Origin of the sequence: Bacillus cereus group sp. Sample62, from assembly GCF_036851315.1 — a bacterium.
In the GTDB taxonomy this organism is placed as follows: domain Bacteria; phylum Bacillota; class Bacilli; order Bacillales; family Bacillaceae_G; genus Bacillus_A; species Bacillus_A wiedmannii.
On record NZ_JAFLPK010000001.1, the window covers coordinates 155001 to 179678 of the forward strand.

Genomic DNA, 24678 nt, shown 5'->3' on the forward strand with positions numbered 1-24678 from the left:
GGAAGGGCCATCGCTCAACGGATAAAAGCTACCCCGGGGATAACAGGCTTATCTCCCCCAAGAGTCCACATCGACGGGGAGGTTTGGCACCTCGATGTCGGCTCATCGCATCCTGGGGCTGTAGTCGGTCCCAAGGGTTGGGCTGTTCGCCCATTAAAGCGGTACGCGAGCTGGGTTCAGAACGTCGTGAGACAGTTCGGTCCCTATCCGTCGTGGGCGTAGGAAATTTGAGAGGAGCTGTCCTTAGTACGAGAGGACCGGGATGGACGCACCGCTGGTGTACCAGTTGTTCTGCCAAGGGCATAGCTGGGTAGCTATGTGCGGAAGGGATAAGTGCTGAAAGCATCTAAGCATGAAGCCCCCCTCAAGATGAGATTTCCCATAGCGTAAGCTAGTAAGATCCCTGAAAGATGATCAGGTTGATAGGTTCGAGGTGGAAGCATGGTGACATGTGGAGCTGACGAATACTAATAGATCGAGGACTTAACCATATAATATGTAGCAATGTTATCTAGTTTTGAAGGAATATATATTAAAATTCCTTTTGACATTCTGAAAAGAATGTGTATAATGATAAAAGTCTGGTAATGATGGCAGAGAGGTCACACCCGTTCCCATACCGAACACGGAAGTTAAGCTCTCTAGCGCCGATGGTAGTTGGGACCTTGTCCCTGTGAGAGTAGGACGTTGCCAGGCTTATATTATTCCGCAGTAGCTCAGCGGTAGAGCTATCGGCTGTTAACCGATCGGTCGTAGGTTCGATTCCTACCTGCGGAGCCATTATGCTTCCATAGCTCAGCTGGTAGAGTACTTCCATGGTAAGGAAGAGGTCACCGGTTCAAGCCCGGTTGGAAGCTTGGAAAAAGTTTTTAAATTTTTGGCCCGTTGGTCAAGTGGTTAAGACACCGCCCTTTCACGGCGGTAACACGGGTTCGAATCCCGTACGGGTCACCACTTTTGGAGGATTAGCTCAGCTGGGAGAGCACCTGCCTTACAAGCAGGGGGTCGGCGGTTCGATCCCGTCATCCTCCACCATATATATCTTAAATGTCGGAGGGGTAGCGAAGTGGCTAAACGCGGCGGACTGTAAATCCGCTCCTTCGGGTTCGGCAGTTCGAATCTGCCCCCCTCCACCATTTTCTTTAAAATAACCTGAGAGGGTTTATTTTTTTGAAAAGATAACCATACTAGTAAATATTAATGGGCTATAGCCAAGCGGTAAGGCAACGGACTTTGACTCCGTCATGCGCTGGTTCGAATCCAGCTAGCCCAGCCATTTACGAGCCATTAGCTCAGTTGGTAGAGCATCTGACTTTTAATCAGAGGGTCGAAGGTTCGAATCCTTCATGGCTCACCATTTTCGCGGAAGTAGTTCAGTGGTAGAATACAACCTTGCCAAGGTTGGGGTCGCGGGTTCGAATCCCGTCTTCCGCTTCATTACTAAGGGGCCTTAGCTCAGCTGGGAGAGCGCCTGCCTTGCACGCAGGAGGTCAGCGGTTCGATCCCGCTAGGCTCCATCTAATAGAAAAGCTTACATCATATGATGTAAGCTTTTTTTGTGTTTAAAAAGACAACTTTCATATTTGTCATTTAAAATGGAGGAAACGCGAAAATAAAGGATGGGGATAATTGTGAAAGTTGTTATTGCATCTGATTCATATAAAGAAAGCTTAAAAGCTATAAAAGTATGTGAAGCTATTGAAAGAGGATTTGGAGCAATTTTTCCTAAAGCAGAGTATGTAAAAATACCAATTGGAGATGGAGGTGAAGGAACGGTTGATTCACTTGTGGATGCTACAGATGGAAGAATGATATCCCTTCATGTGACAGGACCGTTTAGAGAACGTATACAAGCCTTTTACGGTATGTCTAAAGATAAAAAGACAGCGTTTATTGAAATGGCAGCAGCATCAGGATTACAACATGTTCCGGTTAAAAAGCGAAATCCACTTATTACAACGACTAAAGGAACAGGAGAACTTATACTACATGCGCTAGACGAAGGAGCTGAGCACATTATTTTAGGACTTGGAGGAAGTGCTACAAATGATGGTGGAGCAGGTATGTTGTCAGCTTTAGGGGTCAGGTTTATAAATGGAAAAGGGGAAGTAATAGATCCATCTGGAGGAACGTTACATTCGATTGTTGCTATTGACTTTTCGCGAATGGATTCACGCTTAACGCATATAAAGATAGAAGCAGCATGTGATGTAGATAATCCGTTAGTTGGAATAAGGGGAGCATCTTTCGTATTTGGGAGGCAAAAGGGTGCGGATACAGAGATGGTGAAAGAGTTGGATGAGAATTTAAAGCATTATGCGAATATCCTTAAACAATACTTATCTTGCGACGTATCTGAAACACCTGGCGCAGGAGCCGCAGGAGGAATGGGAGCAGCTGTTATTGCAGTGTTAAAGGGAAGTTTGCGGAGAGGAATTGAAATTGTATTAGACTATACAAATTTTGATAAGCATATAGAAGGTGCAGATTTAATTATAACTGGCGAAGGGAGAATAGATGAACAAACAGCATATGGAAAGGCCCCTGTAGGTGTTGCGGAGCGTGCAAAGCATTTTCGTATTCCTGTCATTGCTATTGGAGGATCTGTATCCCCGAATTATTTAGCTGTTCATGAAAAAGGAATCGATGCAGTATTTAGTATTACAGCGAGTCCTATGACATTAGAAGAGGCATATAAAGTAGCGGAAGAGAATATCGAAATGACAGCAAAGAATATTGCCGCAGTATGGAAAATAGCATCAGAAAAACACTTCTAAATGTAGGGGTGTTTTTTTATTATTATTTAATAATAATGATGGTAGTTGTTTCATTAAGTTAACTTTATACATAGAATAGTCTTGAAATTTAGTTTTTAAAGCGAATATAAGTGAATAATTTGTATATCCATACAGAAAAATGTCGAGTTGAGTCAGACTATATAAAAGATTTAAAATATTTAGTGAAGGCATAAAAGGGGGATACTATCTATGAAAAAAGAAATCTCAGTTATTGGAGTTCCAATGGATTTAGGACAGATGCGTCGCGGGGTAGATATGGGGCCGAGTGCAATCCGTTATGCAGGCGTAATTGAAAGAATTGAAGAAATTGGATATGACGTTAAAGATATAGGAGATATATGTATAGAGAGAGAAAAAGAAGTAGATGTAAATACAAACTTAAGAAACCTTACACAAGTTGCAACTGTATGTAACGAATTAGCAAGTAAGGTGGATCATATTATAGAAGAGGGACGTTTTCCACTTGTATTAGGTGGTGACCATAGTATCGCAATTGGTACATTAGCTGGTGTTGCGAAACATTATAAAAATTTAGGTGTTATTTGGTATGATGCACATGGTGACTTAAATACAGAAGAAACTTCACCATCTGGAAATATTCATGGTATGTCACTTGCAGCAAGTTTAGGGTATGGACATCAAACGCTTGTAGATTTATACGGGGCATATCCAAAGGTGAAAAAAGAGAATGTTGTAATTATCGGTGCACGTGCATTAGATGAAGGAGAAAAAGACTTTATTCGCGAGGAAGGTATTAAAGTATTCTCGATGCACGAGATTGATCGTATGGGTATGACGGCTGTTATGGAAGAAACAATCGCTTATTTATCTCATACTGATGGTGTACATTTATCATTAGATTTAGATGGTCTTGATCCTCATGATGCACCAGGAGTTGGAACGCCTGTAATTGGTGGCCTATCTTATCGTGAAAGCCACTTAGCGATGGAAATGCTAGCGGAGGCTGATATTGTTACATCTGCTGAGTTTGTTGAAGTAAATACAATTTTAGATGAGAGAAACAGAACGGCAACAACGGCAGTTGCTTTAATGGGTTCTTTATTCGGTGAAAAACTAAAATAAATGTAAGAAAAGCAACTGAGAAGTTGCTTTTTTTATTTGAAAATAAGCGTATAATAATGATTTATATTATACTGTACGATAATAATGTTTGACATCTTACCAATTTAGACTAAAGGGGGGTTGTTTGTAATTGTCGTTTGTTTCATGTATGGTATAATTAACTAGTTGTTGGAAATACATACAGATAGAGCATAAAACAATATTTCAATATATGGATAGAATTGCTCGTAAGTAGGAGGAAGGGTTAGCATGCCTTTTGAAGATACGACCATTTTGAAATATCTTAGTACGGTATTAGATATTGCCGTTGTATGGTTTATTATATATAAGCTAATTCTCATAATCCGAGGGACGAAAGCTGTTCAACTTTTAAAAGGGATTACAGTTATTATTGTCGTTCGGATGATCAGTATTTTCCTTGAATTGCATACGCTTTATTGGCTAACTGAGCAAGTATTAACGTGGGGATTTTTAGCCGTTATTATTATTTTCCAGCCAGAATTGCGAAGAGCACTTGAGCAGCTAGGACGCGGGAGTTTATTTTCGCGTGTTGGAACTCATGAGGATGATGAACCTGAAATCGTTGCAACAGCGATAGCGAAAGCAACGGAATATATGGGGAAACGTAGAATTGGTGCATTAATTACTCTGTCAAAAGAGACCGGTATGGGTGATTATGTGGAAACGGGTATTCCGCTAAATGCACACGTATCATCGGAATTACTTATTAATATTTTCATTCCTAATACACCTCTTCACGATGGAGCGGTCATTATGCAAGGAAGTACCATTAAAGCAGCAGCGTGTTATCTTCCGTTATCGGAAAGTCCGTTTATCTCTAAGGAACTAGGAACTAGGCATCGCGCTGCAATGGGAGTTAGTGAAGTTACTGATAGTATTACAGTAGTTGTGTCGGAAGAAACTGGCCAAATTTCTTTAACGAAAAATGGTAAGTTGCATCGTGATTTGAAGACAGAACAATTGAAAGATATGTTGTTAGCTGAATTTAGTGCGAGCGAAAAAACGACTTCTTCGTCTTTATGGAATTGGAGGAGAAAGCGTCATGGATAAGTTAATGGAGAATCATTGGTTTCTAAAAGGGATCTCATTACTATTGGCGTGTATGCTTTTTATGTCAGCGACTTTAACTGAAAAAAATACGACATCGGGGATAATACCTTTCGCAAATGATGCGAAAGAAACCTTAACTAATTTTGCCATTAACCTTAAGTATGATGAAGAGAAATATATTGTAAGTGGTATTCCGTCAGAGGGTGTTAAGGTGAAGTTAGAGGGCCCAAAAGCAGCAGTTGCTACAGCAAAAGCAAAAAAACAATTTGATATACCAGTTGATTTGAGAGATAGCGAAAAAGGAACTTATGAAGTTTCTTTGAAAACGAACGGGCTTCCAGATGATGTGAAAGGAACAGTTCAGCCATCAACAATTAAAATTACTCTACATGAAAAAGCGAGAAAATACGTTCATGTAGACTTAAAATTATCAAATGAGGATCAAATGCCAGCGGGTTCTACTCTCGAAAAATCAAACATTAAACCTGATACTGTTGAGGTAGTTGGGACGAAAGAAGAAATTGAAAGTATTTCATCTGCTAAGGCGTATATTGATTTAAAAGGTGTTAATAAAACTGTTACAAAAACAGCCGAAGTTACATTATACAATAAAGAAGGAAAACGTTTAAATGTAAGAACGAGCCCATCTAAAATTAGTGTAACATTGAATGTGGCGACGCAAGCTACGGCCAATAATACTGAAAAAACTGTTCCTGTAACGTATACGAAAAAGGGGAGTTTACCAGAAGGATTGGCCGTTACAAATATTAGTATTGAGCCGAGAGAAGTAACGATAGCAGGTCCAAAAGAGATTTTGGATAATATACAATCGATAGAGGGGGTCGAAGTAGATCTTAGTCAATTGACAGAGTCTACAACATTCGATACCTCTGTTTTATTGCCAAAGGGTGTAACAAGTGCAAAACCGAATCAAGTGAAGGTTTCGGTAGGAGTGCAAAAAACAAAACAAACGAAAACAAGAACGATTGATGGTATATCAATTCAAAAAAATGGACTTTCTAAAGATGTTACGGCCCAGTTACTTTCGCCGCAAGATGGGAAGATAAGCGTTGATATTTCAGGAGAAACAAGTATAGTAGATAAAATAACAGCTGCTCAAATAACAGCAGCCATTAATCTGCAAAATGTATCTCCGGGGACGAAGGATGTTTCTATTCAAGTGAGCGGTCCTGGTAATATTTCAATAGAGCCAAAGCAAAAAAGTGCTAAAGTCACAATTGTGAAGAAAGAAAATCCAGATAAAGAAGTACAGGGTAACGGTGAAAAACCAGATTCAAATAATAACCAAGATAATCAAACTGAAAAACCAAAAAATCCTGAACCTGAACCTGAACCTAAGCCTGACACGGAACAGGAACAAAATAAAGATAAAGAAAAAGATAAAGATAAAGAAAAAGAAACTAGTCAAGAGCCAACAGTAGATAATCAAAAAGAGCCAGAAAAAGGAGCGAATCATAATGGGTAAATATTTTGGTACAGATGGAGTACGTGGGGTTGCGAACCAGGAGTTAACACCTGAATTAGCGTTCAAAATTGGACGTTTTGGTGGTTATGTATTAACAAAAGATACAGATCGTCCAAAAGTAATTATCGGCCGTGATACACGTATATCAGGACATATGTTAGAAGGAGCTTTAGTAGCAGGTCTATTATCAACTGGAGCAGAAGTAATGCGCCTTGGTGTTATTTCTACACCGGGTGTTGCTTATTTAACAAAAGCGTTAGATGCACAAGCAGGTGTTATGATTTCTGCATCTCATAATCCAGTACAGGATAACGGAATCAAATTCTTCGGTTCAGACGGTTTTAAATTAACAGATGAGCAAGAAGCAGAAATCGAAGCTTTATTAGACAAAGAAGTTGATGAGTTACCACGTCCAACAGGTACGAACCTTGGACAAGTGAGTGATTATTTTGAAGGCGGACAAAAATATTTACAATATATTAAACAAACTGTAGAGGAAGACTTCTCTGGTTTACATATCGCTTTAGATTGCGCGCATGGTGCTACGTCTTCTTTAGCTCCATACTTATTCGCGGATTTAGAGGCTGATATTTCAACGATGGGAACTTCACCAAACGGCATGAACATTAACGATGGAGTAGGTTCTACGCATCCAGAAGTATTAGCTAAATTAGTAAAAGACAAAGGCGCTGATATCGGTCTTGCCTTTGATGGTGATGGTGACCGTTTAATCGCTGTAGATGAAAAAGGAAACATCGTTGATGGCGATCAAATTATGTTTATTTGTGCGAAGTACATGAAAGAAACTGGTCAATTAAAGCATAATACAGTCGTTTCAACTGTTATGAGTAACTTAGGTTTCTACAAAGCACTTGAAGCTAACAATATCACAAGTGATAAAACAGCAGTTGGTGACCGTTACGTAATGGAAGAAATGAAACGTGGTGGTTACAACTTAGGTGGAGAACAATCGGGTCATATTATCTTACTTGATTACATTACAACTGGTGATGGAATGTTAAGTGCGCTTCAACTGGTAAACATCATGAAAATGACGAAAAAACCATTATCTGAGCTTGCAGGTGAGATGACAAAATTCCCACAATTACTAGTAAACGTTCGTGTAACAGATAAAAAACTAGCATTAGAAAATGAAAAAATTAAAGAAATTATTCGTGTTGTAGAGGAAGAAATGAACGGTGATGGCCGCATTCTTGTTCGTCCATCTGGAACAGAGCCACTTATTCGTGTAATGGCAGAAGCACCGACACAAGAAGTTTGTGACACATATGTACATCGCATTGTAGAAGTTGTGAAAGCTGAAGTTGGCGCTGAATAATTCGATAAATTTATTGAAAAGGAGCACAAAAAGTGCTCCTTTTTCATATGTTTTATAGACGATGAAAAAAATTTCATTGACGGTTTATCCATGTTTGTTATAAGATGGTCTTGTTCTTTTTCTCAAAGGAAATATTGTAAATTATAGAAGCGCCAGAACTACAAGTAGTGTAGTTGACGAGGTGGAGTTTATCGAGATTTCGGCGGATGACTCCCGGTTGTTCATCACAACCGCAAGCTTTTACTTAAATCATTAAGGTGACTTAGTGGACAAAGGTGAAAGTGTGATGAGAGAAAAGGAACGGATGAAAACTAGCTGTATAAGTATATACGGACTTAAACCCAATCGAGAGGAAGGTGAAAGCCGTTACAAGCTTACAGGGCTAGCAATATGTAATCCGTTTTTTAGTATAAATAAAAATGGTATCGGACTATGTCGTTACATGTTCGCAGAGCAATGTAAGCATTTGTAACGGCGACTAAACATGTGTGGAATCGTAGGATTTATTGGAGAGCAAGATGCAAAGGAAATTTTATTAAAAGGTTTAGAAAAGCTAGAATATCGTGGATATGATTCAGCAGGTATTGCAGTACAAACAGGGAACGGTGTTGTTGTATACAAAGAAAAAGGTCGTATTGCAAAACTTCGCGAAATCGTAGATGAGAACGTAGCAGCAAGCGTGGGGATCGGTCACACACGCTGGGCTACACATGGTGTTCCAAGCAAAGTAAACGCGCATCCGCATCAAAGTACATCAAAACGCTTTACACTAGTTCATAACGGTGTAATTGAAAACTATGAATTAGTGAAAAAAGAATATTTACAAGATGTAACGTTCGTAAGTGAAACTGATACAGAGATTATCGTACAGCTTATGGAACAACAAGTGAGCACAGGACTAAGTGTAGAAGAAGCGTTCCGTAATACGCTATCCCTTTTACATGGCTCTTATGCGATCGGATTACTTGATGCTGAAAATCCAAACATGATTTATGTTGCTAAAAACAAAAGCCCGCTATTAGTAGGTGTTGGTGACAACTTTAATGTTGTGGCGAGCGACGCTATGGCGATGTTACAAGTTACAGATCAATTTATTGAGTTAATGGATAAAGAAATCGTAATCGTAACGAAAGAAAGTATTACAATTAAAAACTTACAAGGTGAAACGATTGAACGTGCACCGTTTACAGCGGAATTAGACGCAAGTGATATTGAAAAAGGAACATACCCTCATTTCATGCTTAAAGAAATCGATGAGCAACCACTTGTAATCCGTAATATAATTCAAAAGTATCAAGATGAAAATGGCGAGATTGAATTAGATCAAGACATCCGTAATGCGATTTTAGATAGCGATCGTGTTTACATCATTGCATGTGGAACGAGTTATCATGCAGGTCTTGTTGGAAAACAATTTATCGAGAAGTTTGCAAAAATGCCAGTTGAAGTGCATGTAGCAAGTGAATTCTCTTATAACATGCCATTATTAACAGAAAGACCATTCTTCATTTACATTTCACAAAGTGGTGAAACAGCTGATAGCCGTGCAGTACTTGTGCAAACAAATGAAATGGGTCATAAAGCATTAACGATTACAAACGTACCTGGTTCTACGCTTTCTCGTGAAGCTGATTACACACTTCCGTTATACGCGGGACCAGAAATCGCAGTTGCATCAACGAAAGCGTACACAGCACAACTTGCAGTACTTTCAATTTTAGCTGCGGACATTGCTAAAGCGAAAGGCGAAGTTCTTGATTTCGATTTAACACACGAATTAGGACTTGTAGCAAATGCAATGATAGAACTTTGTGATCAAAAAGAAGAAATGGATGCATTAGCAAAACAATTTTTAGCAACAACTCGTAACTGTTTCTTCATCGGACGTAGCGTAGACTTCTACGTAGGATTAGAAGGTGCGTTAAAGCTAAAAGAAATCTCTTACATCCAAGCAGAAGGATTTGCTGGAGGAGAATTAAAACACGGTACAATCGCCTTAATCGAAAATGGTACACCAGTTATCGCACTTGCTACACAAGAGCACGTAAACCTTGGAATTCGTGGTAACGTGAAAGAAGTAGTAGCACGCGGAGCTAACCCATGTATCATCTCAATGAAAGGCTTAGAAATGGAAGGTGACAGCTTCGTATTACCAGCTGTACACGAAGCACTAGCACCGCTAGTAGCAGTTATTCCATTCCAACTTATCTCATACTACGCGGCACTTCACCGCGAATGTGACGTTGATAAGCCACGTAACTTAGCTAAGTCTGTTACTGTTGAGTAGGAGATTAGTAGGTTAATAAATATAGTTGTGGATTTGAAATAAATTTACGAATTTGTACCCCTTTAGATATGTTATCTAAAGGGGTATTTTTGTGCCGAAAAAGAACATCTAAAATTGCTAAGTGGATAGCACCCTACTAATGAAAGTTTTACTTTATCGGATTTGGAATAAAAATACTTTTATTTATCTGAATTTTCAACTATCATTTTAAGTATGCGTGAACAATTTTTTATTATGAAGAGAAGAGCCGATAGATTCATGGACATTACAAGGGGGCTTATTATATGAAAGTGAAAGCAAAAACATATTTAAGTATAGAAGAGATTATTTCATTACCGGCCGTATCAAGTACAAACATAAGTGATGATGGCAAAAACGTAGCATTTGTTAAGAAGAGCGCTAACTGGGAAGACAATACGTATAGAAATCATGTATGGATATATGAAACAGATAAAGAGCAGAGTTACCCACTAACAAATGGGGATATAGATAGTACACATCCAGTATGGTCTCCAGATTTTAAGACTATTGCATATCTTAGCCCAGGTGGTGACGGGGATAATACAAATCAGATCTTTGTTAAGTCCATAGCCGGTGGTAGTGAGGTTCAAATTACGAATGAGAAGGAAGGAGTTAATACATTCAAATGGGAGCCTACTGGTAAAGGTTTTTATTATATTGCACAGTCAAAAGAATGTGAGGAGATAAAGAAACGTAAGGAACTATATGGAGATTTCCATCATGTAGGTAAGGAACATCAGAATAATTGTTTATACTACAGTGAAATAGAAAAAGTGAAACAAAATGATAAACAGAAACGGAAGGTTAGCGATGTTTATCAACTAACGGACGGTAAGGATTTTTATATACATAACTTTGATATTTCAAATGATGGGAAAAAGATTGTATGTATGGCTACACCAAGCCTAAACGATTATATGAATGGTGATCTATATATATTAGATGTTGAAGCCGGAGAACTACAAAAGATGAATATAGATAAGTTGTTAGGCGGGAGCATTTGCTTTTCTCCTGAGGGTAGCAAAATATGTTACGCAGCAAGCATAAGAGAGAAGGATTACTATAGAAACCATATACAAGATAGTACAGTAGAGATATATGATATGAATACGGGAGAAGTAATTCAACCTTTAGCAAATTTTGATAGTACGGTTATGCCATTACAGTGGACGGCTAAAGGGATTTTGATTAGATGGCAGGATAAAACGAATTACCGTATTGGTTTGTTATGTGAGGATGGCACTGTGGAAATGTTAAGCGAAACAGTAGATGGGTTTATAATGGATGCCTCTATAACAAGGGATGGAAATCATATAACATATACTAAGGCTATAACAAATGAAACATTTGAAATCTATTTGGATGATAAAAAAATAACGAATGAAAATAGCTTTTTCGAAGGCAAGCTTAAAAGTAATAGGGAAATCATCTCATGGAAAAGTAGTGATGGACTGGAAATAGAAGGAGTTTTATCAACCCCAGTAGAGTTTGAGGCAAATAAAAAATATCCTTTATTAGTAGTAATCCATGGTGGTCCATCTTGGGCATCCTTTCCGATATTTTCAGACTGCTTTAATGAGAAATATCCGATTGAACAGTTTATCGAAAAAGGCTTTATCGTTTTAGAGCCAAACTATAGAGGGAGTTCTGGTTATGGTAATGAATTTTTAAAAGCAAACTATAGAAAACAAGGACTTGCTGACTACGATGATGTTATATCTGGAGTAGATGCACTAGTTGAAAAAGGGATTGTAGATAAAGATAGAGTAGGAGTTATGGGATGGAGTAACGGAGGATATATATCTGCTTTCTGTTCTACATTTAGTGATAGATTTAAAGCTATCTCAGTTGGGGGCGGAATCACGAACTGGGGTACCCATTATGTAAATACAGATATCCCTTACTTTATTAGAATGTATTTAGGAAATTCTCCATGGAATGATCCAGAGATATATAAGAAAACATCACCAATGACATATATTAAATCAGCCTGTACGCCTACGTTAATTCAACATGGGGAAAAGGATGTAAGAATTCCAACTACAAATGCATATGAGTTATATGAAGGATTAAGAGATATGGAAGTTGATGCAGAATTAATTATATTTACAGGCATGGCATATAGTCCTGATCGGCCAGGAATAGGTGTGGCTATTATGAAACAAAATTTGATGTGGTTTTCACACTATATTCTTGGAGAAAGTATGAAAGATTTTCGTACTATATAATGGAATCTGCACAGGGATTTTTCGTTGTGCAATCGGGTTAGATTGTTGAAAAAGAGATGCAACAAATTATATAATTTGTTGTAAACTGTATGCAAACTATCATTGAAAAGATTTAAATGATTATAAGTAAACGTAATTCGGAGGACTAATATGACAGAGAATACAAATGCATTATCTGTAGAACAACGTGAAGAACTATTAAAAGTATTACAAGCACGTTTTGAGAAAAACATGAACCGCCATGAAGGTCTTGAATGGGCTAAAGTTGAAGCAAAGCTAGCTACTAATAATGAAAAATTATGGTCAATTCATGAAATGGAAGTAACTGGCGGTGAGCCGGATGTTGTTGGTTATGATGAAGAGAAGGACGAGTATACTTTCTATGATTGTTCAAAGGAGAGTCCTAAAGGTCGCAGAAGTTTTTGTTATGATCTTGAAGCGTTAGAGGCAAGAAAAAAACATAAACCAGAAAATAACGTTATTGATGTGGCAACTGCTATGGGTATTGAATTATTAACGGAAGAACAATATCGAGAGTTGCAACAACTTGGGGATTTCGACATGAAATCATCAAGTTGGGTACAAACGCCTTCAGATATTCGAGAACTCGGTGGTGCTCTATTTTGCGATTATCGCTTCGGACACGTTTTTGTGTACCACAATGGAGCAGATTCCTATTATGCTGCTAGAGGATTTCGCGGTTCGTTAAGAGTTTAAATTTGGAGTAAGTAAGAAAAAGAGCCTATACGTAGGCTCTTTTTCTTACTTATATTTTAAAAGTAAATTGTTACTACGCAGTTTTACTTAATTTATATGTTTCATGATTGTTTTTACGGAAAAGTTTAGGGAAAACATAGCCATCTAATCCAATACGCCCAGCGTTATGACCTGCAACTAAAATGAACATAGTTAAAATAAGCAGATTTGGATTTACACTAACAGTTCCACTTAGTAAAAATGAAAGATTCATTATAATTCCAAAGAATGCAGCAGTTTTTGTTAATCCGCCTAAAATTAAACCTAGACCTACTAAAATTTCTCCCCATTGAACTAAAAAGCTAAATAGGTCTGCGTTTGGAAGAACAAAGTGTTGAAGGAAATCTGCCCACCAACTTTGTACGGCAGGGTGGTGACCTGACGCTTGAGCGATAGCGCCCTTTAGAAAACCACTTGCATCAAAAGATTGCCCGAAAACTTTGCCTATTCCGGCAGCGAGCCATGCATATCCTATGTAAAGTCGTAAAAATAATAATAAGAAAGTAGCGCGTTTATCAGTTCTTAAAAAATTGATAACCATTGAAATCCCTCCAATGTATTGTATTTACATGTTTATTATATATCCATTGTGAATATATTCACAATGGATAAAGTGTGAACAAAAATTGTGATTTTTCATTTGTACATAAAGTATTTGGAAATGTATTGTTTGGAGGGTGAATAATACATGAAGGGAGCTCTCCACTAAAATAGGTTGCTCCCATAGTAAACAGATTCATGTACGTTCTTTTAACTAGCTACTATTAGTTTATCTTTTCTTTTCTTTATTATTTCTCTGGTTTTATATAAGGAACAACTTGTGCAGTAACCCCTACAGAAGCACCGCGAATAAAGTCTTGGTTTTCTAATTTCTTAAAGTTTTCCGTTTTTCCTGTTAGCATAACCCCTAAGATTTTCACTTGATCGAATGGTTTGTCCTTGTTTGATTTTAAAAACTGCTGGATAGTTTCGTCATGTCCGTCGTCATCGTATTGCTTAAGTGAATCAACGAACCCTTTGTACGCTTCTTCAGGGGACTTGTCTGGATTAAATCCGTAAATTGGCATACCAGCGGGTCCTTTGCTTTCATCTCCAATTGGTGAGATCATATATAACCATACAATGTTTAAGTTGTCTGGAATTTTTTCTTTAATTTCTTGTAGTGTGTAGGGCTGATTGAAAGAGATAGCAACTTCGGCAACATAGTTGTTCATTTGTGAAACTTCCCCTAATTCATTTTGGACACCATCAAAATATTCCTTAATAGCGGGATTATAAAATGTTGCAAATTTTTTCTTTGTTTGTTTATCGTACTCATAGAACTCTTTATTGGACCAATAAAAACCAGGCGTTAATTCATTGGAATCGATATTGATGCGGATCCAACCATAGGAGCTTGTTAATGTATTCCACGGGACTACGTAACCATTAATGTTTTTAGAACGATTTGATATAATATTGCCGCCAAACATGGATGAATTACTCGTTACTTGAGAATCAATTTGTACATTCGGTTCTGCAATGTCGTTATGTAAAAAGAGTCGTTCGTGAAGCTTCGTAGAGCTTTTGGCTGCAAAGTAATTGCCAACTTTATAAATTATAGGGATAAGCATGATTACAACGATAATAGAAGTAATGATGATTTTAAGTAACTGTTTCCTTTTCGCTTTTTTTAATGCATCTTTTAAAGAAGTATCCATTAAGGTTTTCCCCCTATTTTTGAGTGAATTGCTTTACGTGCACAATGTAACTTTTGTTTGACGCTGTTTACTTGAATATCTAGTATTAGGGCGATTTCCTCATATGAAAAGTTGTAGTAGTACTTTAAAAAGAAGGCTTCTTTATATTCTAGTTTTATATCTTTTAATAGATAGAAAATCTCATCTTTATTTAAAACAGCGTCTAATTCTTGGTCTGTATATTGTAATTTTGAATAAATCTCTTCAGTTAAATAGATGTTTTGTTGCTCTTTTTTCCTCTTCAAGTCAATGTATTCGTTTAATGCGACTCTGAAAAACCATGGACGTATGTTACTCTCGGTTAGATTATCTAGTAATGTGTATACTTTATAGAAGGTATTTTGGATGATGTCTTCTGCATCTTCTTTTATAGCCCCTTTCGCTAGTAGTAGTTTGAACACTTCCTCCCCTAGATTGATAAGGTAGGAGGTCAATATATTTTCTCTTCCCATCACTTTTCCTCCCTACACTTATACAACGGATAGGTAATGATAAATGTATACACTTAAATTAAAGTTTTGTTCTTTATACAAATAGAAAAGGCATATAACAATCATATGTTATATGCCTTTTCTAATATATACTTAGTAATTTATTTTGGTAATGTAAATTTAGCTTTTTTACCTTGTGAAATATCTTTTGCTTCTTTATTTCTCATAGGTCCTAACTCAATCTCAAAGCTTTTGTCTTTCCAAATCTTTTCATACTGCTCTTGATCTAAAATATATACTTGTAGTAACTCTCCAGATGTTCCAGTTTTAACTGCAGCGTTATAGTCGTAATTTAGTAGCATACCTTCATTAATCGTATATTGTGTACCATCATTCACTCTCAATGTAGAGCTTATAGGAGACAGTGAAACGTCTTGAGTATCTTTGTTATCAAGCTTGAATTTTACTGTTAATAGAACGAGACCGTTTTTAAAATTTGCAAAGCGTGGAGCTTCGACGGAATTTGGTGTGAATTGAGTAAATTGATATCCATCTAATGTAACGTTAACAGCGCCTAATTCTTGGCTGTTATTAATACTTGATTTCTCTTTTAACATTTTTTTATCGCCCATGTTATTAGCTGTAGCTTTATCTTGGTAGAAAGTGTTATTTGTTGCAACCTTTTCAGCACCTTGTTTGTTTAAACTTAATGAAAAGCTTCCAGGGCTTCCGATTGGAGCATCAAATTTTCCTTTATTCGCTTGTGCAGTTGGGACTGTGACTGAGACTGTTGAGAGACTTGAAATTTTCGCTAAATCGTCTTTTCCGAATGGATAAGCGATATAACCAGAAATAGTTTCCCCTGCTTTTACTAAGTAATCATTCGTTGGAGCAAGCTTAGTTGGTAGCTGATCTTCTTTTGGAATTAAATCTTTATAGTTACTATACGCTTTCTGCGCACCAGTAAATGACATGTCCAATGCTGGCATATAATAAATATCTTTAGCTGAACTATTTTTTACGCTGTAGTTCACAAGAATAACTCCGCCCTCTGTTTGACGATTAAACGGAATGTCGAAGTTTGTATGGAATCCATTTAATTCAACTAATGTGTAACCATTCATTGATACTGAAACATCTTCAGCTTTATACACTTGTGGTTCCTTATTTTCAAAAAGGACTTTTGTTTTACCACCTGTTTCTTTTTCCATATAGGAAATCAGCTTAGAGTAATCGCTTGAGCTAGTAGCTGTATTTTCAGGCTTTTTCTCTTCATTTTTTTTATCTTCGGATTTTTTCTCTTCAGGTTTATTTTCTTTCGTTGTATCCGTTTGTTCTGTTTTGCTTTCTTTTGTTGTATTTTCTTTTTGTTCTTTATTTGTCGTATCGCTTTGACCACAGCCAGTTATTACAAACGCTGCTACGATTACTGTAGAAAATAAAGAAAGTAATTTTTTTGACATGTTTCTTCCCCCTATTTGTTTAAAACTAGTTGAGCCTGTATAATCAGACCGTTTACAACTCTCACATTAGCCCCACATTTTATTATAAAAAACAAAGCCAGTATTTACCAGTGTTTTTCTGACTATTTTAATTATTTAATTATTGTAATATACTAAAATTAATAGAAGGTCGGCATAGAATATTGAGCTTTATTTTTTATCATTTGAAATATTACATCATATTGGTATGATAGAAATAGAGATATATGGAAAGGGGACAAGGACTCAATATGTGGATGAGCTTGTAATGATTAGAAACTAGATAGATAAATTTTTCTCTCATAAGTGAGGGTTTATTTAGTTATCTGTAAATCATTCAAGGACTGCATATTTGGCTTGTACATCCCTTTTGTAAGGATAATGCATAGGGAAATTCATATCTCTTATATAAAATATGCGCCCTTTAAAATTGGAGGAGTATATGATGAATCAATTAAAAAATAAAATAGCAGTTGTTACAGGTGTAAGTCGTCTAGATGGTATAGGCGCAGCAATTTGTAAAGAATTAGCTGAAGCAGGATACGATATATTTTTTTCGTATTGGACAGCGTACGATAAAGAGATGCCTTGGGGCGTTAATCAAAGTGAACAAATACAATTAAAAGAAGAGTTACTAAAAAGCGGTGTTAAAGTATCGAGTATGGAGTTAGATTTAACTCAGAATGATGCACCGAAAGAGCTTATAAATAAAGTTACTGAACAACTAGGCTACCCTCATATATTAATTAATAATGCAGCATATTCCACAAATAATGACTTCTCTAATTTGACTGCTGAAGAATTAGATAAGCACTACATGGTAAATGTTCGTGCGACTACGTTGTTAAGTAGTCAATTTGCCCAAGGGTTTGATAAGAAATCTGGTGGTAGAATTGTGAATATGACATCGGGACAATTTAAAGGACCTATGGCAGGAGAACTAGCGTATGCAACAACGAAGGGAGCTATTGATGCTCTTACTAGTACGTTGTCAGCTGAGGTAGCTCATTTAGGAATAACAGTGAATGCAATTAACCCAGGTCCAACTAGTACAGGATGGATGACTGAAGAGATAAAGCAAGGATTAAAGCCGATGTTTCCTTTTGGTAGAATTGGTGAGCCAAGGGATGCAGCAAGACTCATTACATTTTTAGTAAGTGAAGAAGCAGAATGGATTACTGGACAAGTCATTCATTCTGAAGGTGGATTTAAAAGATAAAAAGAAGGTATCTCACCCTGGTGAGATACCTTCTTTTTTAATCTTTCTTCAATCTTCGTGCAACACCATTTCCTAAAGACTGTAGTCCTTGAACGAGGATAATTAAAATAAAGACTGTTGCATACATTACTTCAGGTTCGTAGCGTAAATGTCCGAATCGATATGCTAAATCACCAAGACCGCCAGCACCTACAAGTCCAGCCATTGCTGTTGCACCGATTAAACCAATCGTTGCAATTGTTAAGCCAAGTACAAGGGAGGGACGAGCTTCTTTCACCATAACGTGCCAAATGATTTTTATAGTAGAAACGCCCATTGCTTGGTAAGCTTCAATAACACCACGATCTACTTCTAATAAAGCTGTCTCCATTAATCGTGCAATATAAGGAGCTGTGAATACGACAAGTGGTACGATGACACCTTGCACACCAATGGATGTTCCCATTAGAAACTTTGTAAAAGGTAAAATAAAGAATAGTAGAATGATAAATGGAAGAGAGCGAATGATATTAATAATTGTATTAAGAATTGGATAAATGATTTTATTTTCGTGCTGTCCACCAGGTCTCGTTAAAACAAGTGTAACGCCAAGTGGTAATGCAATAAGGATAGAGATGAATAGTGAAATAGATGTCATTTGAAATGTTTGAATGGTTGCTTCCCATATGACTTTACCCCATTCATCCAAAAAGGACTTGTTTCCCATAATCTGTTCTACCTCCTTCTACGATGATCCCTTGCTCTTGTAAGAATGATAAAGCGCGGCCTACTTCATTTTTCTCACCCTGCATATGAATGATCAGTTTCCCGTATGCTTCATGTTTTAACTGCGTAATATTCCCGGATAAAATATTTGGATACACTTGAAAACGTTTTGTAGCGATAGCTAACGCTGGTTCGCCAGAAGAGGTTCCTATAAATGAAAGTGTTACAATTTCTCCGGTTCTTTGTAGTTCTTTTTGCACCTCTTCTGGAATTTTAGCTGCAAATGCACTATTTACGAATTTCTTCGTTGTTACATGTTGTGGGTTTGTGAAGATATCCTTCACAGTCCCGCTTTCAACTACTGCTCCATGTTCCATAACAGCAACTTGGTCACATATACGCTGGATGACATTCATTTCATGTGTAATTAATAAAATTGTAATCCCGATTTCTTCATTAATCTTTAGTAATAGGTCAAGAATAGAATCTGTTGTTTCTGGGTCTAAAGCACTCGTTGCTTCGTCGCTTAATAATACTTCCGGTTCATGTGATAGTGCACGTGCAATGGCAACACGCTGCTTCTGGCCACCAGAAAGTTCACTCGGATAGGCATCTTTTCGATTAAAAAGATCGACAATACGTAAATACTTTTCTACCCTTTTTTCAATTTCATTTTTGGGAAGACCAGATAGACGTAACGGTAATGCGATATTTTCATAAACTGTCACGGTTTTAAGTAAGTTGAATCCTTGAAAAATCATCCCGATTTTTTGTCTCGATTTTGCTAGTTCTTTTGCTGATAAAGTTGTTAAGTCTTGGCCGTTTACAATGATATTTCCTGTCGTTGGTTTTTCTAATAAATTTACACATCGAATTAATGTACTTTTACCAGCGCCACTATATCCAATGATTCCAAATACTTCGCCCTTTTTTACTTGAAGGGAAGTAGACTTAAGAGCTTCTACATTCCCTTTTTTTGTTGTAAATACTTTGGATACATTTTTTAATTCAATCATTATCGTCAGCTCCTACCAAGACGGTAAAACAGAACCATCAAATTTTTTCTCGATAAATTCTTTTACTTCTTTAGATTGATAAGCTTTCTTTAATTTATTTACAACAGCATCATCTTTATTTTCAGTACGAACAACGACCCAGTTCACATATGGTGAATCTTTTCCTTCACGGAAAATAGAATCTTTCGCAGGGCTTAATTTTGCACCTAATGCAAAGTTTGTATTAATTGCAGCTGCTTTCACTTCACTTAGTTGGGTCGGTAATTGAGATGCCTCTAATTCAACAATCTTTAAATTTTTCGGATTTTCAATGACATCTTTCGCAGTCGCTTTTTCTGTCGCCTTTGGATCTACTTTTAAAACTCCTGCTTTTTCAAATAGCTTTAAAGCTCGAAGTTCATTCGTTGGATCATTTGGGACAGCGATTGCGTCGCCCTCTTTTAAGTCTTTTACATCCTTTAAGCTTTTAGAATATACGCCCATAGGGAATGTTACTGTTGAAAATACTTCCGTTAATTTCATATTGCGCTCAGCTTTAAATACGTCTAAATATGATTTCGTTTGATAGCTATTTACATCGAGGCTTTTTTCATCTAAGGATACGTTTGGTGCTACATAATCATTAAATACTTTTACATCGATTTCGAGTCCGTCTTTTGCTGCCACTTCTTTTACCTTTTCAAAAATTTGTTCATGCGGTCCGCCAGTTACACCGACAGTAATCTTTTTCTCATCTAATGCTTTTACCTCTTTATCAGAATTAGCACCACATGCACCTAGCAATAATACCGCTCCACTTACAATGCTCAATAATACTTTTTTCATCTATAATTCCCCCTTCATATGCGTTCCAAAATAAAAAGCACCTCTCAAAAATAAGAGAGGTGCCGAATAGACAAAATAGGTTCCTCTCTTATCTTCCAAAACGAAAACTCGTTTTGCAGGAATTAGCACCTTAGCTTATAAGTTATAAGCTCGGTTGCCGGGCATCATCGGGCCAGTCCCTCCGCCACTCTTGATAAGAGTTTGTGTATGTAGTTTTTTAATATGGTACTAATAGTAAATCTTACAAAAAGAATTGTCAATGTTATTTTCTGAATATATTTTATTTTAAGGTAATCGAAACATTACCTTTCTTATGTCCCTTTTCCACATACATATGGGCTTCAGCAATTTCTTCTAATCGGTAAGTTCTATCAATAACAGGTTTTAAATGTTCGGTTTCAGTTAGTTCTTTTAGTAGAATCATATCCTCTTTACTTACCTTTGCCATCATTCCATTAACAGATACATATTTTCCATTGGGTGTTAATGTATTTGTGCAAAGGGATTTTTTATACTTCCCAACTGCATCAAATATAATATCGTAGCGCTCGTGCCGCTTAGTAAAATCTTCTTTCGTATAATCAATTACTGTATCAGCTCCTAAAGATTGAACGAGTTCAAAATTTGAATTACTACAAACAGCCGTAACGGTCGCACCGAAATATTTAGCAAGTTGTACAGCAGCTGTTCCTACTGATCCGGAGGCCCCATATATGAGCACTTGTTGCCCTTTTTTTATACGGCCCTTTCTCAGGAAATGCAATGCTGAAGTTCCACCAAAAGGAATAACTGCCGCTTCTTCATACGTCACATTGGTAGGTTTTAATGTTATTAATCCACTTTCATGTAAGCATGTGTACTCGGCATAACCACCGAGATTTAGTTCTGTTAATGCAAAAATTGGATCACCTTTTTTAAATTGAGTTACATCTGTTCCTACTTCTTCGATTTCACCGGACAACTCTACGCCGAGTACAGATTTTCTCGGTTTTCTGAAACCTAATATGATCCGCATAGGAATCCAAAATAAGAGGGGGCTATTAAAGCCGCGTATTCTACAATCTCCAGTCGATACACTTGTTGCGTGAATTTTAATTAATACTTCGTTCTTTTTGGGTGTAGGTTTCTCTATATTTTGAAGCTGAAGAACGTTAGGTGGTCCATACTGTGTGCAAATGATCGCCTTCATAATGACCTCCTGAAATGAGTTGTTGTTATTTACATCATATTTAAAACCTTCATTAAACATGTCGCTATATAGCGAATAAAGATTAAAAATTATATAGATTTCGTAGGAAAAGAGGTGATATTATTTTTGGAAAGGGGGCGACATTATGAAAAAAACTATTTTTATTTCAGGTTTAGTGCTTGCAATCAGTCTAGGGGTAGGATGTAGTAATGAGAAAACAGCAAGGACGGATGAACCGAAAAAAGAATCAGTTCAAAAAGAAAAGGAATTAGCAGCGAAGGATGTTTTCAAGAAAACGAACGAAGCTTTTAAAAATGAAGAGCATGTAACGATGACATATGGTGTAGGGGTAAAAGCTGAGGGAACAGAGATGGATATATTAAAGGCTAAGATGCAATTAGAGCCAAAGACAAAGAATTCTCGTTCTGAAATGAATATTTCCGGTACAGATGTTGTAGTGTATACTGTGGATGGTAAAGTTGCTGGTGAGGTGAAAAACCCTAATACAGGAGAAGTTATAACCGTACCAGAGGAGCAATTAAATGCTGGTGGAATGAAAGCGACTCAAGATATTATAGATAAGTTAGAAGTACCAGCAGTAGTTTTAGATAAAATGAAGATGGAGAAAAGCGGAGATAAATATAAACTGAAATTTACATTAAAAGGGCAAGAAACAGAAAGTATGTTAACTAGCATGGATGAAACACAGAAGAAAATGTTACAAGCACAAAATGCGAAGATAGAAGAAGTGGATGCAGAATATATCATTACAAAAGATTTTAAATATGAATCAGCAAAGATAGACATGATTATGAGTAGTAACGGCAAGGATAAAGCACACATTATTACGAACGCAAAATATACGTCGTACGAAAAGTTTGACCCAATACAATTGCCGGCAGCAAAGTAATAGTTTTGATGAGGGGGACCTAAAATAAGGTGCCCTCTTTTTTGTATACTTTCTTCATAGGAAAATAGGTACAATATGAAGAGGTAAAACTGTAGAAGAGGAGAGTGTCATTTGAAAAAAAGAAAGATAGCGGTGGTCATTGTAGCTTATACAGTGTTGCTTGCGACATCTATAAATACATATAAAGAGCAACTAAAGCACCCTATTATGAGCGATGTAGGAAAGTTGCTTCCAACGAAAATTAAACGTGTTGAAAATGTTGAGGATGAACGTTCATTAAAACAGGTAGTGAAAGATGCAAATACTTCCGGAGAGAAAATTTCCATTGCAGGTATGCAACATAGCCAAGGAGGACAGACGTATTATCCGAACGGCACGATGCTTGATATGAAAGGGTATAATGAAATATTAGAGTTTAATCCGGAGGAGAAGAGGATTAGGGTGCAAAGCGGTGTCACATGGAATGACATTCAAAAGAAAATCAATCCATATGGTCTTGCGGTTCAAGTAATGCAATCTCAAAACATTTTTACTGTTGGTGGTTCATTAAGTGTAAATGTACATGGGCGTGATATTCGTCATGAAGCATTGATTGATACAGTAGAGTCGTTTAGATTGTTAATGGCAGATGGTACGGTGCGTAATGTAAGTAGAGAAGAAAATGCAGAGTTATTTCCATATGTCATAGGTGGTTACGGGTTATTCGGTGTCATTTTAGATGTGACATTAAAGCTAACTGATGATGAATTATATGAAATGCACACGAGAATGATAGATTATAAAGAATACACGTCTTATTTCAAAGATAAAGTGAAAAGAGATGAAAATGTTCGTATGCACTTAGCCCGTATTTCTGTTGCCCCCAATTCATTTTTAAAAGAGATGTATGTGACAGATTATACATTGGCGAAAAATCAAAATATGAGGGAAGAGTACAGTGAATTAAAAGAGGAAACTATTATAGCTGCACCGAAATTTTCACTCGGATTATCCCGTTATAGCGATTGGGGAAAGAATACATTTTGGGATATACAAAGAAGTTATTTTGAACGTACAGATGGAACGTATGAGACGCGAAATAACGTTATGAGGTCAGATAGTGCCTTTATGGAATATGAAAATCCGAATAGAACAGAAGTGTTACAAGAATACTTTGTGCCTATAGATTTCTTCACCGAATACATAGATGATTTACGTAACGTATTAAATGAAGAAGAGTTTAATTTGCTCAATATTACGATTCGTTATGTGGAAAAGAATGAAAATGCAGTTTTATCCTATGCGAAAGATGATATGTTTGCGCTAGTTCTTTTAATTAACCAAGGACGCTCAGAGGGTGAAATAAAGAAAACAGAAGATGTCATTCAGAAAATGATTGATGTTACTTTAAAACATAATGGTAGTTATTATTTACCGTATTATTCGTATCCAACGAAGGAGCAGTTAAAGAGGGCATATCCTCGTATAGAAGAATTTCTTCAGAGGAAAAAAGAAGCGGATCCAAAAGAGAGATTTGTGAATTTATTTTATAGGGAGTATACGAAATGACATATAGAAGATTTGTAGCGTCACAAAGCATAATTATGATGGCGGGAAGTATGGTATTTCCCTTTTATATTCTATTGCTTCGGAATGTTGGGAATAGCTTCTCGCAGTTTGGCTGGGCGTATGGCTTATTTGCTTTAACTTCAGCACTTGTATATCCATTAGTAGGAAAGATGTCTGATCGAGTAGGCGATCGAAAATTATTAATTATATATGCTTGGTCCATGGCAGTGTTAATGCTTTGTTTCCCGATTGCAACAGAAATATGGCATGTATACATTCTTCAAATTTTAATGGGAGTTTTAGGTGCTGTGCAGCGTAATACCGAGAAGACGTCGTTAGCACGAAAGGTTGTGCAAGAAAATGCTGGTTATGAGATTGGAAAATATCATGTGTGGACATCGATTGGAGGAGCAGTAGCAATTATTGCAACGGGATATTTAGTAGATTTCTTTACGATTGGCACCATTTTTTATATTGCATCTATCTTATATGTAGTGAGTGGGATTGTATTAAGTAGTAAAAAAATATAATCACCCTCATTTTTAC

The 24678-nt window shown here is 36.8% G+C and carries 21 protein-coding genes, 9 tRNA genes, 2 rRNA genes and 1 riboswitch (1 of these 33 cut by a window edge); of the genes, 24 read left to right on the top strand and 8 right to left on the bottom strand.

Translation table 11 applies throughout. The features are described 5' to 3' along the window. From J0835_RS00885 to J0835_RS00980, 20 genes are all read left to right on the top strand, one after another. Nucleotides 1-491: ribosomal RNA gene (locus tag J0835_RS00885) — 23S ribosomal RNA — on the top strand; it begins 2431 nt to the left of the window's first position. Nucleotides 492-580: 89 nt separating this feature from the next. Continuing rightward, a 5S ribosomal RNA gene (rrf, locus tag J0835_RS00890) occupies nucleotides 581-696 on the top strand. A 9-nt stretch (nucleotides 697-705) separates the two neighbouring features. Further along, nucleotides 706-780: transfer RNA gene (locus J0835_RS00895), tRNA-Asn, on the top strand. A gap of 4 nt (nucleotides 781-784) precedes the next feature. Continuing rightward, nucleotides 785-857: transfer RNA gene (locus J0835_RS00900), tRNA-Thr, on the top strand. A gap of 22 nt (nucleotides 858-879) precedes the next feature. Beyond that, nucleotides 880-954, top strand: a tRNA-Glu gene (locus J0835_RS00905). 5 nt (nucleotides 955-959) lie between these two features. Next, a tRNA-Val gene (locus J0835_RS00910) sits at nucleotides 960-1035 on the top strand. A gap of 17 nt (nucleotides 1036-1052) precedes the next feature. Further along, nucleotides 1053-1136 (top strand) — tRNA-Tyr (locus J0835_RS00915). A gap of 65 nt (nucleotides 1137-1201) precedes the next feature. Continuing rightward, nucleotides 1202-1276: transfer RNA gene (locus tag J0835_RS00920), tRNA-Gln, on the top strand. A gap of 5 nt (nucleotides 1277-1281) precedes the next feature. After that, nucleotides 1282-1357: transfer RNA gene (locus J0835_RS00925), tRNA-Lys, on the top strand. A 5-nt stretch (nucleotides 1358-1362) separates the two neighbouring features. Then, a tRNA-Gly gene (locus tag J0835_RS00930) sits at nucleotides 1363-1434 on the top strand. A gap of 10 nt (nucleotides 1435-1444) precedes the next feature. Beyond that, nucleotides 1445-1517 (top strand) — tRNA-Ala (locus J0835_RS00935). A 114-nt stretch (nucleotides 1518-1631) separates the two neighbouring features. Then, nucleotides 1632-2777 (top strand): glycerate kinase, encoded by a 1146-nt coding sequence (locus J0835_RS00940; protein WP_140386634.1) that lies wholly within the window; start codon nucleotides 1632-1634, stop codon nucleotides 2775-2777. Between the two features lie 210 nt (nucleotides 2778-2987). After that, on the top strand, nucleotides 2988-3881 hold the full coding sequence (gene rocF / locus J0835_RS00945; RefSeq protein ID WP_087979131.1) for an arginase: 894 nt from the start codon (nucleotides 2988-2990) through the stop codon (nucleotides 3879-3881). 249 nt (nucleotides 3882-4130) lie between these two features. Continuing rightward, nucleotides 4131-4952 (top strand): diadenylate cyclase CdaA, encoded by an 822-nt coding sequence (gene cdaA / locus J0835_RS00950; RefSeq protein ID WP_001115707.1) that lies wholly within the window; start codon nucleotides 4131-4133, stop codon nucleotides 4950-4952. Then, nucleotides 4945-6438, top strand: a complete 1494-nt coding sequence (locus J0835_RS00955) for a CdaR family protein (protein WP_087979132.1) — start codon at nucleotides 4945-4947, stop codon at nucleotides 6436-6438. Before cdaA ends, J0835_RS00955 begins: the two co-directional genes overlap by 8 nt. Further along, nucleotides 6431-7777 (top strand): phosphoglucosamine mutase, encoded by a 1347-nt coding sequence (gene glmM / locus J0835_RS00960; protein WP_087979133.1) that lies wholly within the window; start codon nucleotides 6431-6433, stop codon nucleotides 7775-7777. The genes J0835_RS00955 and glmM overlap by 8 nt, the downstream gene beginning before the upstream one ends. Before the next feature lie 286 nt (nucleotides 7778-8063). Further along, nucleotides 8064-8249, top strand: a complete 186-nt coding sequence (locus J0835_RS00965; RefSeq protein WP_033659100.1) for a hypothetical protein — start codon at nucleotides 8064-8066, stop codon at nucleotides 8247-8249. A gap of 12 nt (nucleotides 8250-8261) precedes the next feature. After that, nucleotides 8262-10064 (top strand): glutamine--fructose-6-phosphate transaminase (isomerizing), encoded by a 1803-nt coding sequence (glmS, locus tag J0835_RS00970; RefSeq protein WP_087979134.1) that lies wholly within the window; start codon nucleotides 8262-8264, stop codon nucleotides 10062-10064. A 284-nt stretch (nucleotides 10065-10348) separates the two neighbouring features. After that, on the top strand, nucleotides 10349-12313 hold the full coding sequence (locus tag J0835_RS00975; RefSeq protein ID WP_087979135.1) for a S9 family peptidase: 1965 nt from the start codon (nucleotides 10349-10351) through the stop codon (nucleotides 12311-12313). Between the two features lie 150 nt (nucleotides 12314-12463). Continuing rightward, nucleotides 12464-13030 carry a DUF4256 domain-containing protein gene (locus J0835_RS00980; RefSeq protein ID WP_087979136.1) on the top strand — a complete coding sequence of 189 codons (567 nt, stop codon included), beginning with the start codon at nucleotides 12464-12466 and terminating at the stop codon, nucleotides 13028-13030. 73 nt (nucleotides 13031-13103) lie between these two features. Here J0835_RS00980 and J0835_RS00985 read toward each other — a convergent pair whose 3' ends face one another. From J0835_RS00985 to J0835_RS01000, 4 genes are all read right to left on the bottom strand, one after another. Continuing rightward, a complete protein-coding gene (locus tag J0835_RS00985) occupies nucleotides 13104-13610 on the bottom strand; it encodes a DoxX family membrane protein (RefSeq protein WP_087979137.1) in 507 nt (168 codons plus the stop codon). A 247-nt stretch (nucleotides 13611-13857) separates the two neighbouring features. Beyond that, complete coding sequence (locus J0835_RS00990; RefSeq protein ID WP_087979138.1) at nucleotides 13858-14769, bottom strand: sigma factor regulator N-terminal domain-containing protein; 912 nt, start codon at nucleotides 14767-14769, stop codon at nucleotides 13858-13860. Then, on the bottom strand, nucleotides 14769-15260 hold the full coding sequence (locus J0835_RS00995; RefSeq protein ID WP_087979139.1) for an RNA polymerase sigma factor: 492 nt from the start codon (nucleotides 15258-15260) through the stop codon (nucleotides 14769-14771). The genes J0835_RS00990 and J0835_RS00995 overlap by 1 nt, the downstream gene beginning before the upstream one ends. A 140-nt stretch (nucleotides 15261-15400) precedes the next feature. Next, a complete protein-coding gene (locus J0835_RS01000) occupies nucleotides 15401-16702 on the bottom strand; it encodes a DUF5068 domain-containing protein (protein ID WP_087979140.1) in 1302 nt (433 codons plus the stop codon). Nucleotides 16703-17162: 460 nt separating this feature from the next. Between J0835_RS01000 and J0835_RS01005 the strand changes: the two genes are divergently transcribed. Continuing rightward, a complete protein-coding gene (locus J0835_RS01005; protein ID WP_140386635.1) occupies nucleotides 17163-17939 on the top strand; it encodes an SDR family oxidoreductase in 777 nt (258 codons plus the stop codon). Between the two features lie 37 nt (nucleotides 17940-17976). On the opposite strand, the gene J0835_RS01010 is transcribed toward J0835_RS01005, so the two are convergent. From J0835_RS01010 to J0835_RS01025, 4 genes are all read right to left on the bottom strand, one after another. Further along, nucleotides 17977-18645 (bottom strand): methionine ABC transporter permease, encoded by a 669-nt coding sequence (locus tag J0835_RS01010; RefSeq protein WP_000527137.1) that lies wholly within the window; start codon nucleotides 18643-18645, stop codon nucleotides 17977-17979. Then, nucleotides 18620-19660 carry a methionine ABC transporter ATP-binding protein gene (locus J0835_RS01015; protein WP_087979142.1) on the bottom strand — a complete coding sequence of 347 codons (1041 nt, stop codon included), beginning with the start codon at nucleotides 19658-19660 and terminating at the stop codon, nucleotides 18620-18622. The genes J0835_RS01010 and J0835_RS01015 overlap by 26 nt, the downstream gene beginning before the upstream one ends. A gap of 12 nt (nucleotides 19661-19672) precedes the next feature. Continuing rightward, nucleotides 19673-20485: a MetQ/NlpA family ABC transporter substrate-binding protein gene (locus J0835_RS01020; protein WP_061677900.1), complete on the bottom strand. Its 813-nt coding sequence runs from the start codon at nucleotides 20483-20485 to the stop codon at nucleotides 19673-19675. An 85-nt stretch (nucleotides 20486-20570) separates the two neighbouring features. Continuing rightward, nucleotides 20571-20685, bottom strand: a riboswitch (SAM riboswitch). A gap of 80 nt (nucleotides 20686-20765) precedes the next feature. Then, nucleotides 20766-21674 carry an NAD(P)-dependent alcohol dehydrogenase gene (locus tag J0835_RS01025; RefSeq protein WP_087979143.1) on the bottom strand — a complete coding sequence of 303 codons (909 nt, stop codon included), beginning with the start codon at nucleotides 21672-21674 and terminating at the stop codon, nucleotides 20766-20768. A gap of 145 nt (nucleotides 21675-21819) precedes the next feature. Between J0835_RS01025 and J0835_RS01030 the strand changes: the two genes are divergently transcribed. The 3 genes from J0835_RS01030 (at nucleotide 21820) to J0835_RS01040 (ending at nucleotide 24662) form a co-directional block, all read left to right on the top strand. Beyond that, the gene (locus J0835_RS01030) at nucleotides 21820-22584 is read left to right on the top strand and encodes a hypothetical protein (protein ID WP_087979144.1); all 765 of its coding nucleotides are present in this window, start codon (nucleotides 21820-21822) and stop codon (nucleotides 22582-22584) included. A gap of 111 nt (nucleotides 22585-22695) precedes the next feature. Beyond that, entirely contained in the window at nucleotides 22696-24132 is a 1437-nt protein-coding gene (locus J0835_RS01035) for an FAD-binding oxidoreductase (protein ID WP_140386636.1), read from the top strand. After that, nucleotides 24129-24662, top strand: coding sequence for an MFS transporter (locus J0835_RS01040; RefSeq protein WP_087979145.1), 534 nt, complete (start codon nucleotides 24129-24131; stop codon nucleotides 24660-24662). Before J0835_RS01035 ends, J0835_RS01040 begins: the two co-directional genes overlap by 4 nt. Nucleotides 24663-24678 lie beyond the last annotated feature (16 nt).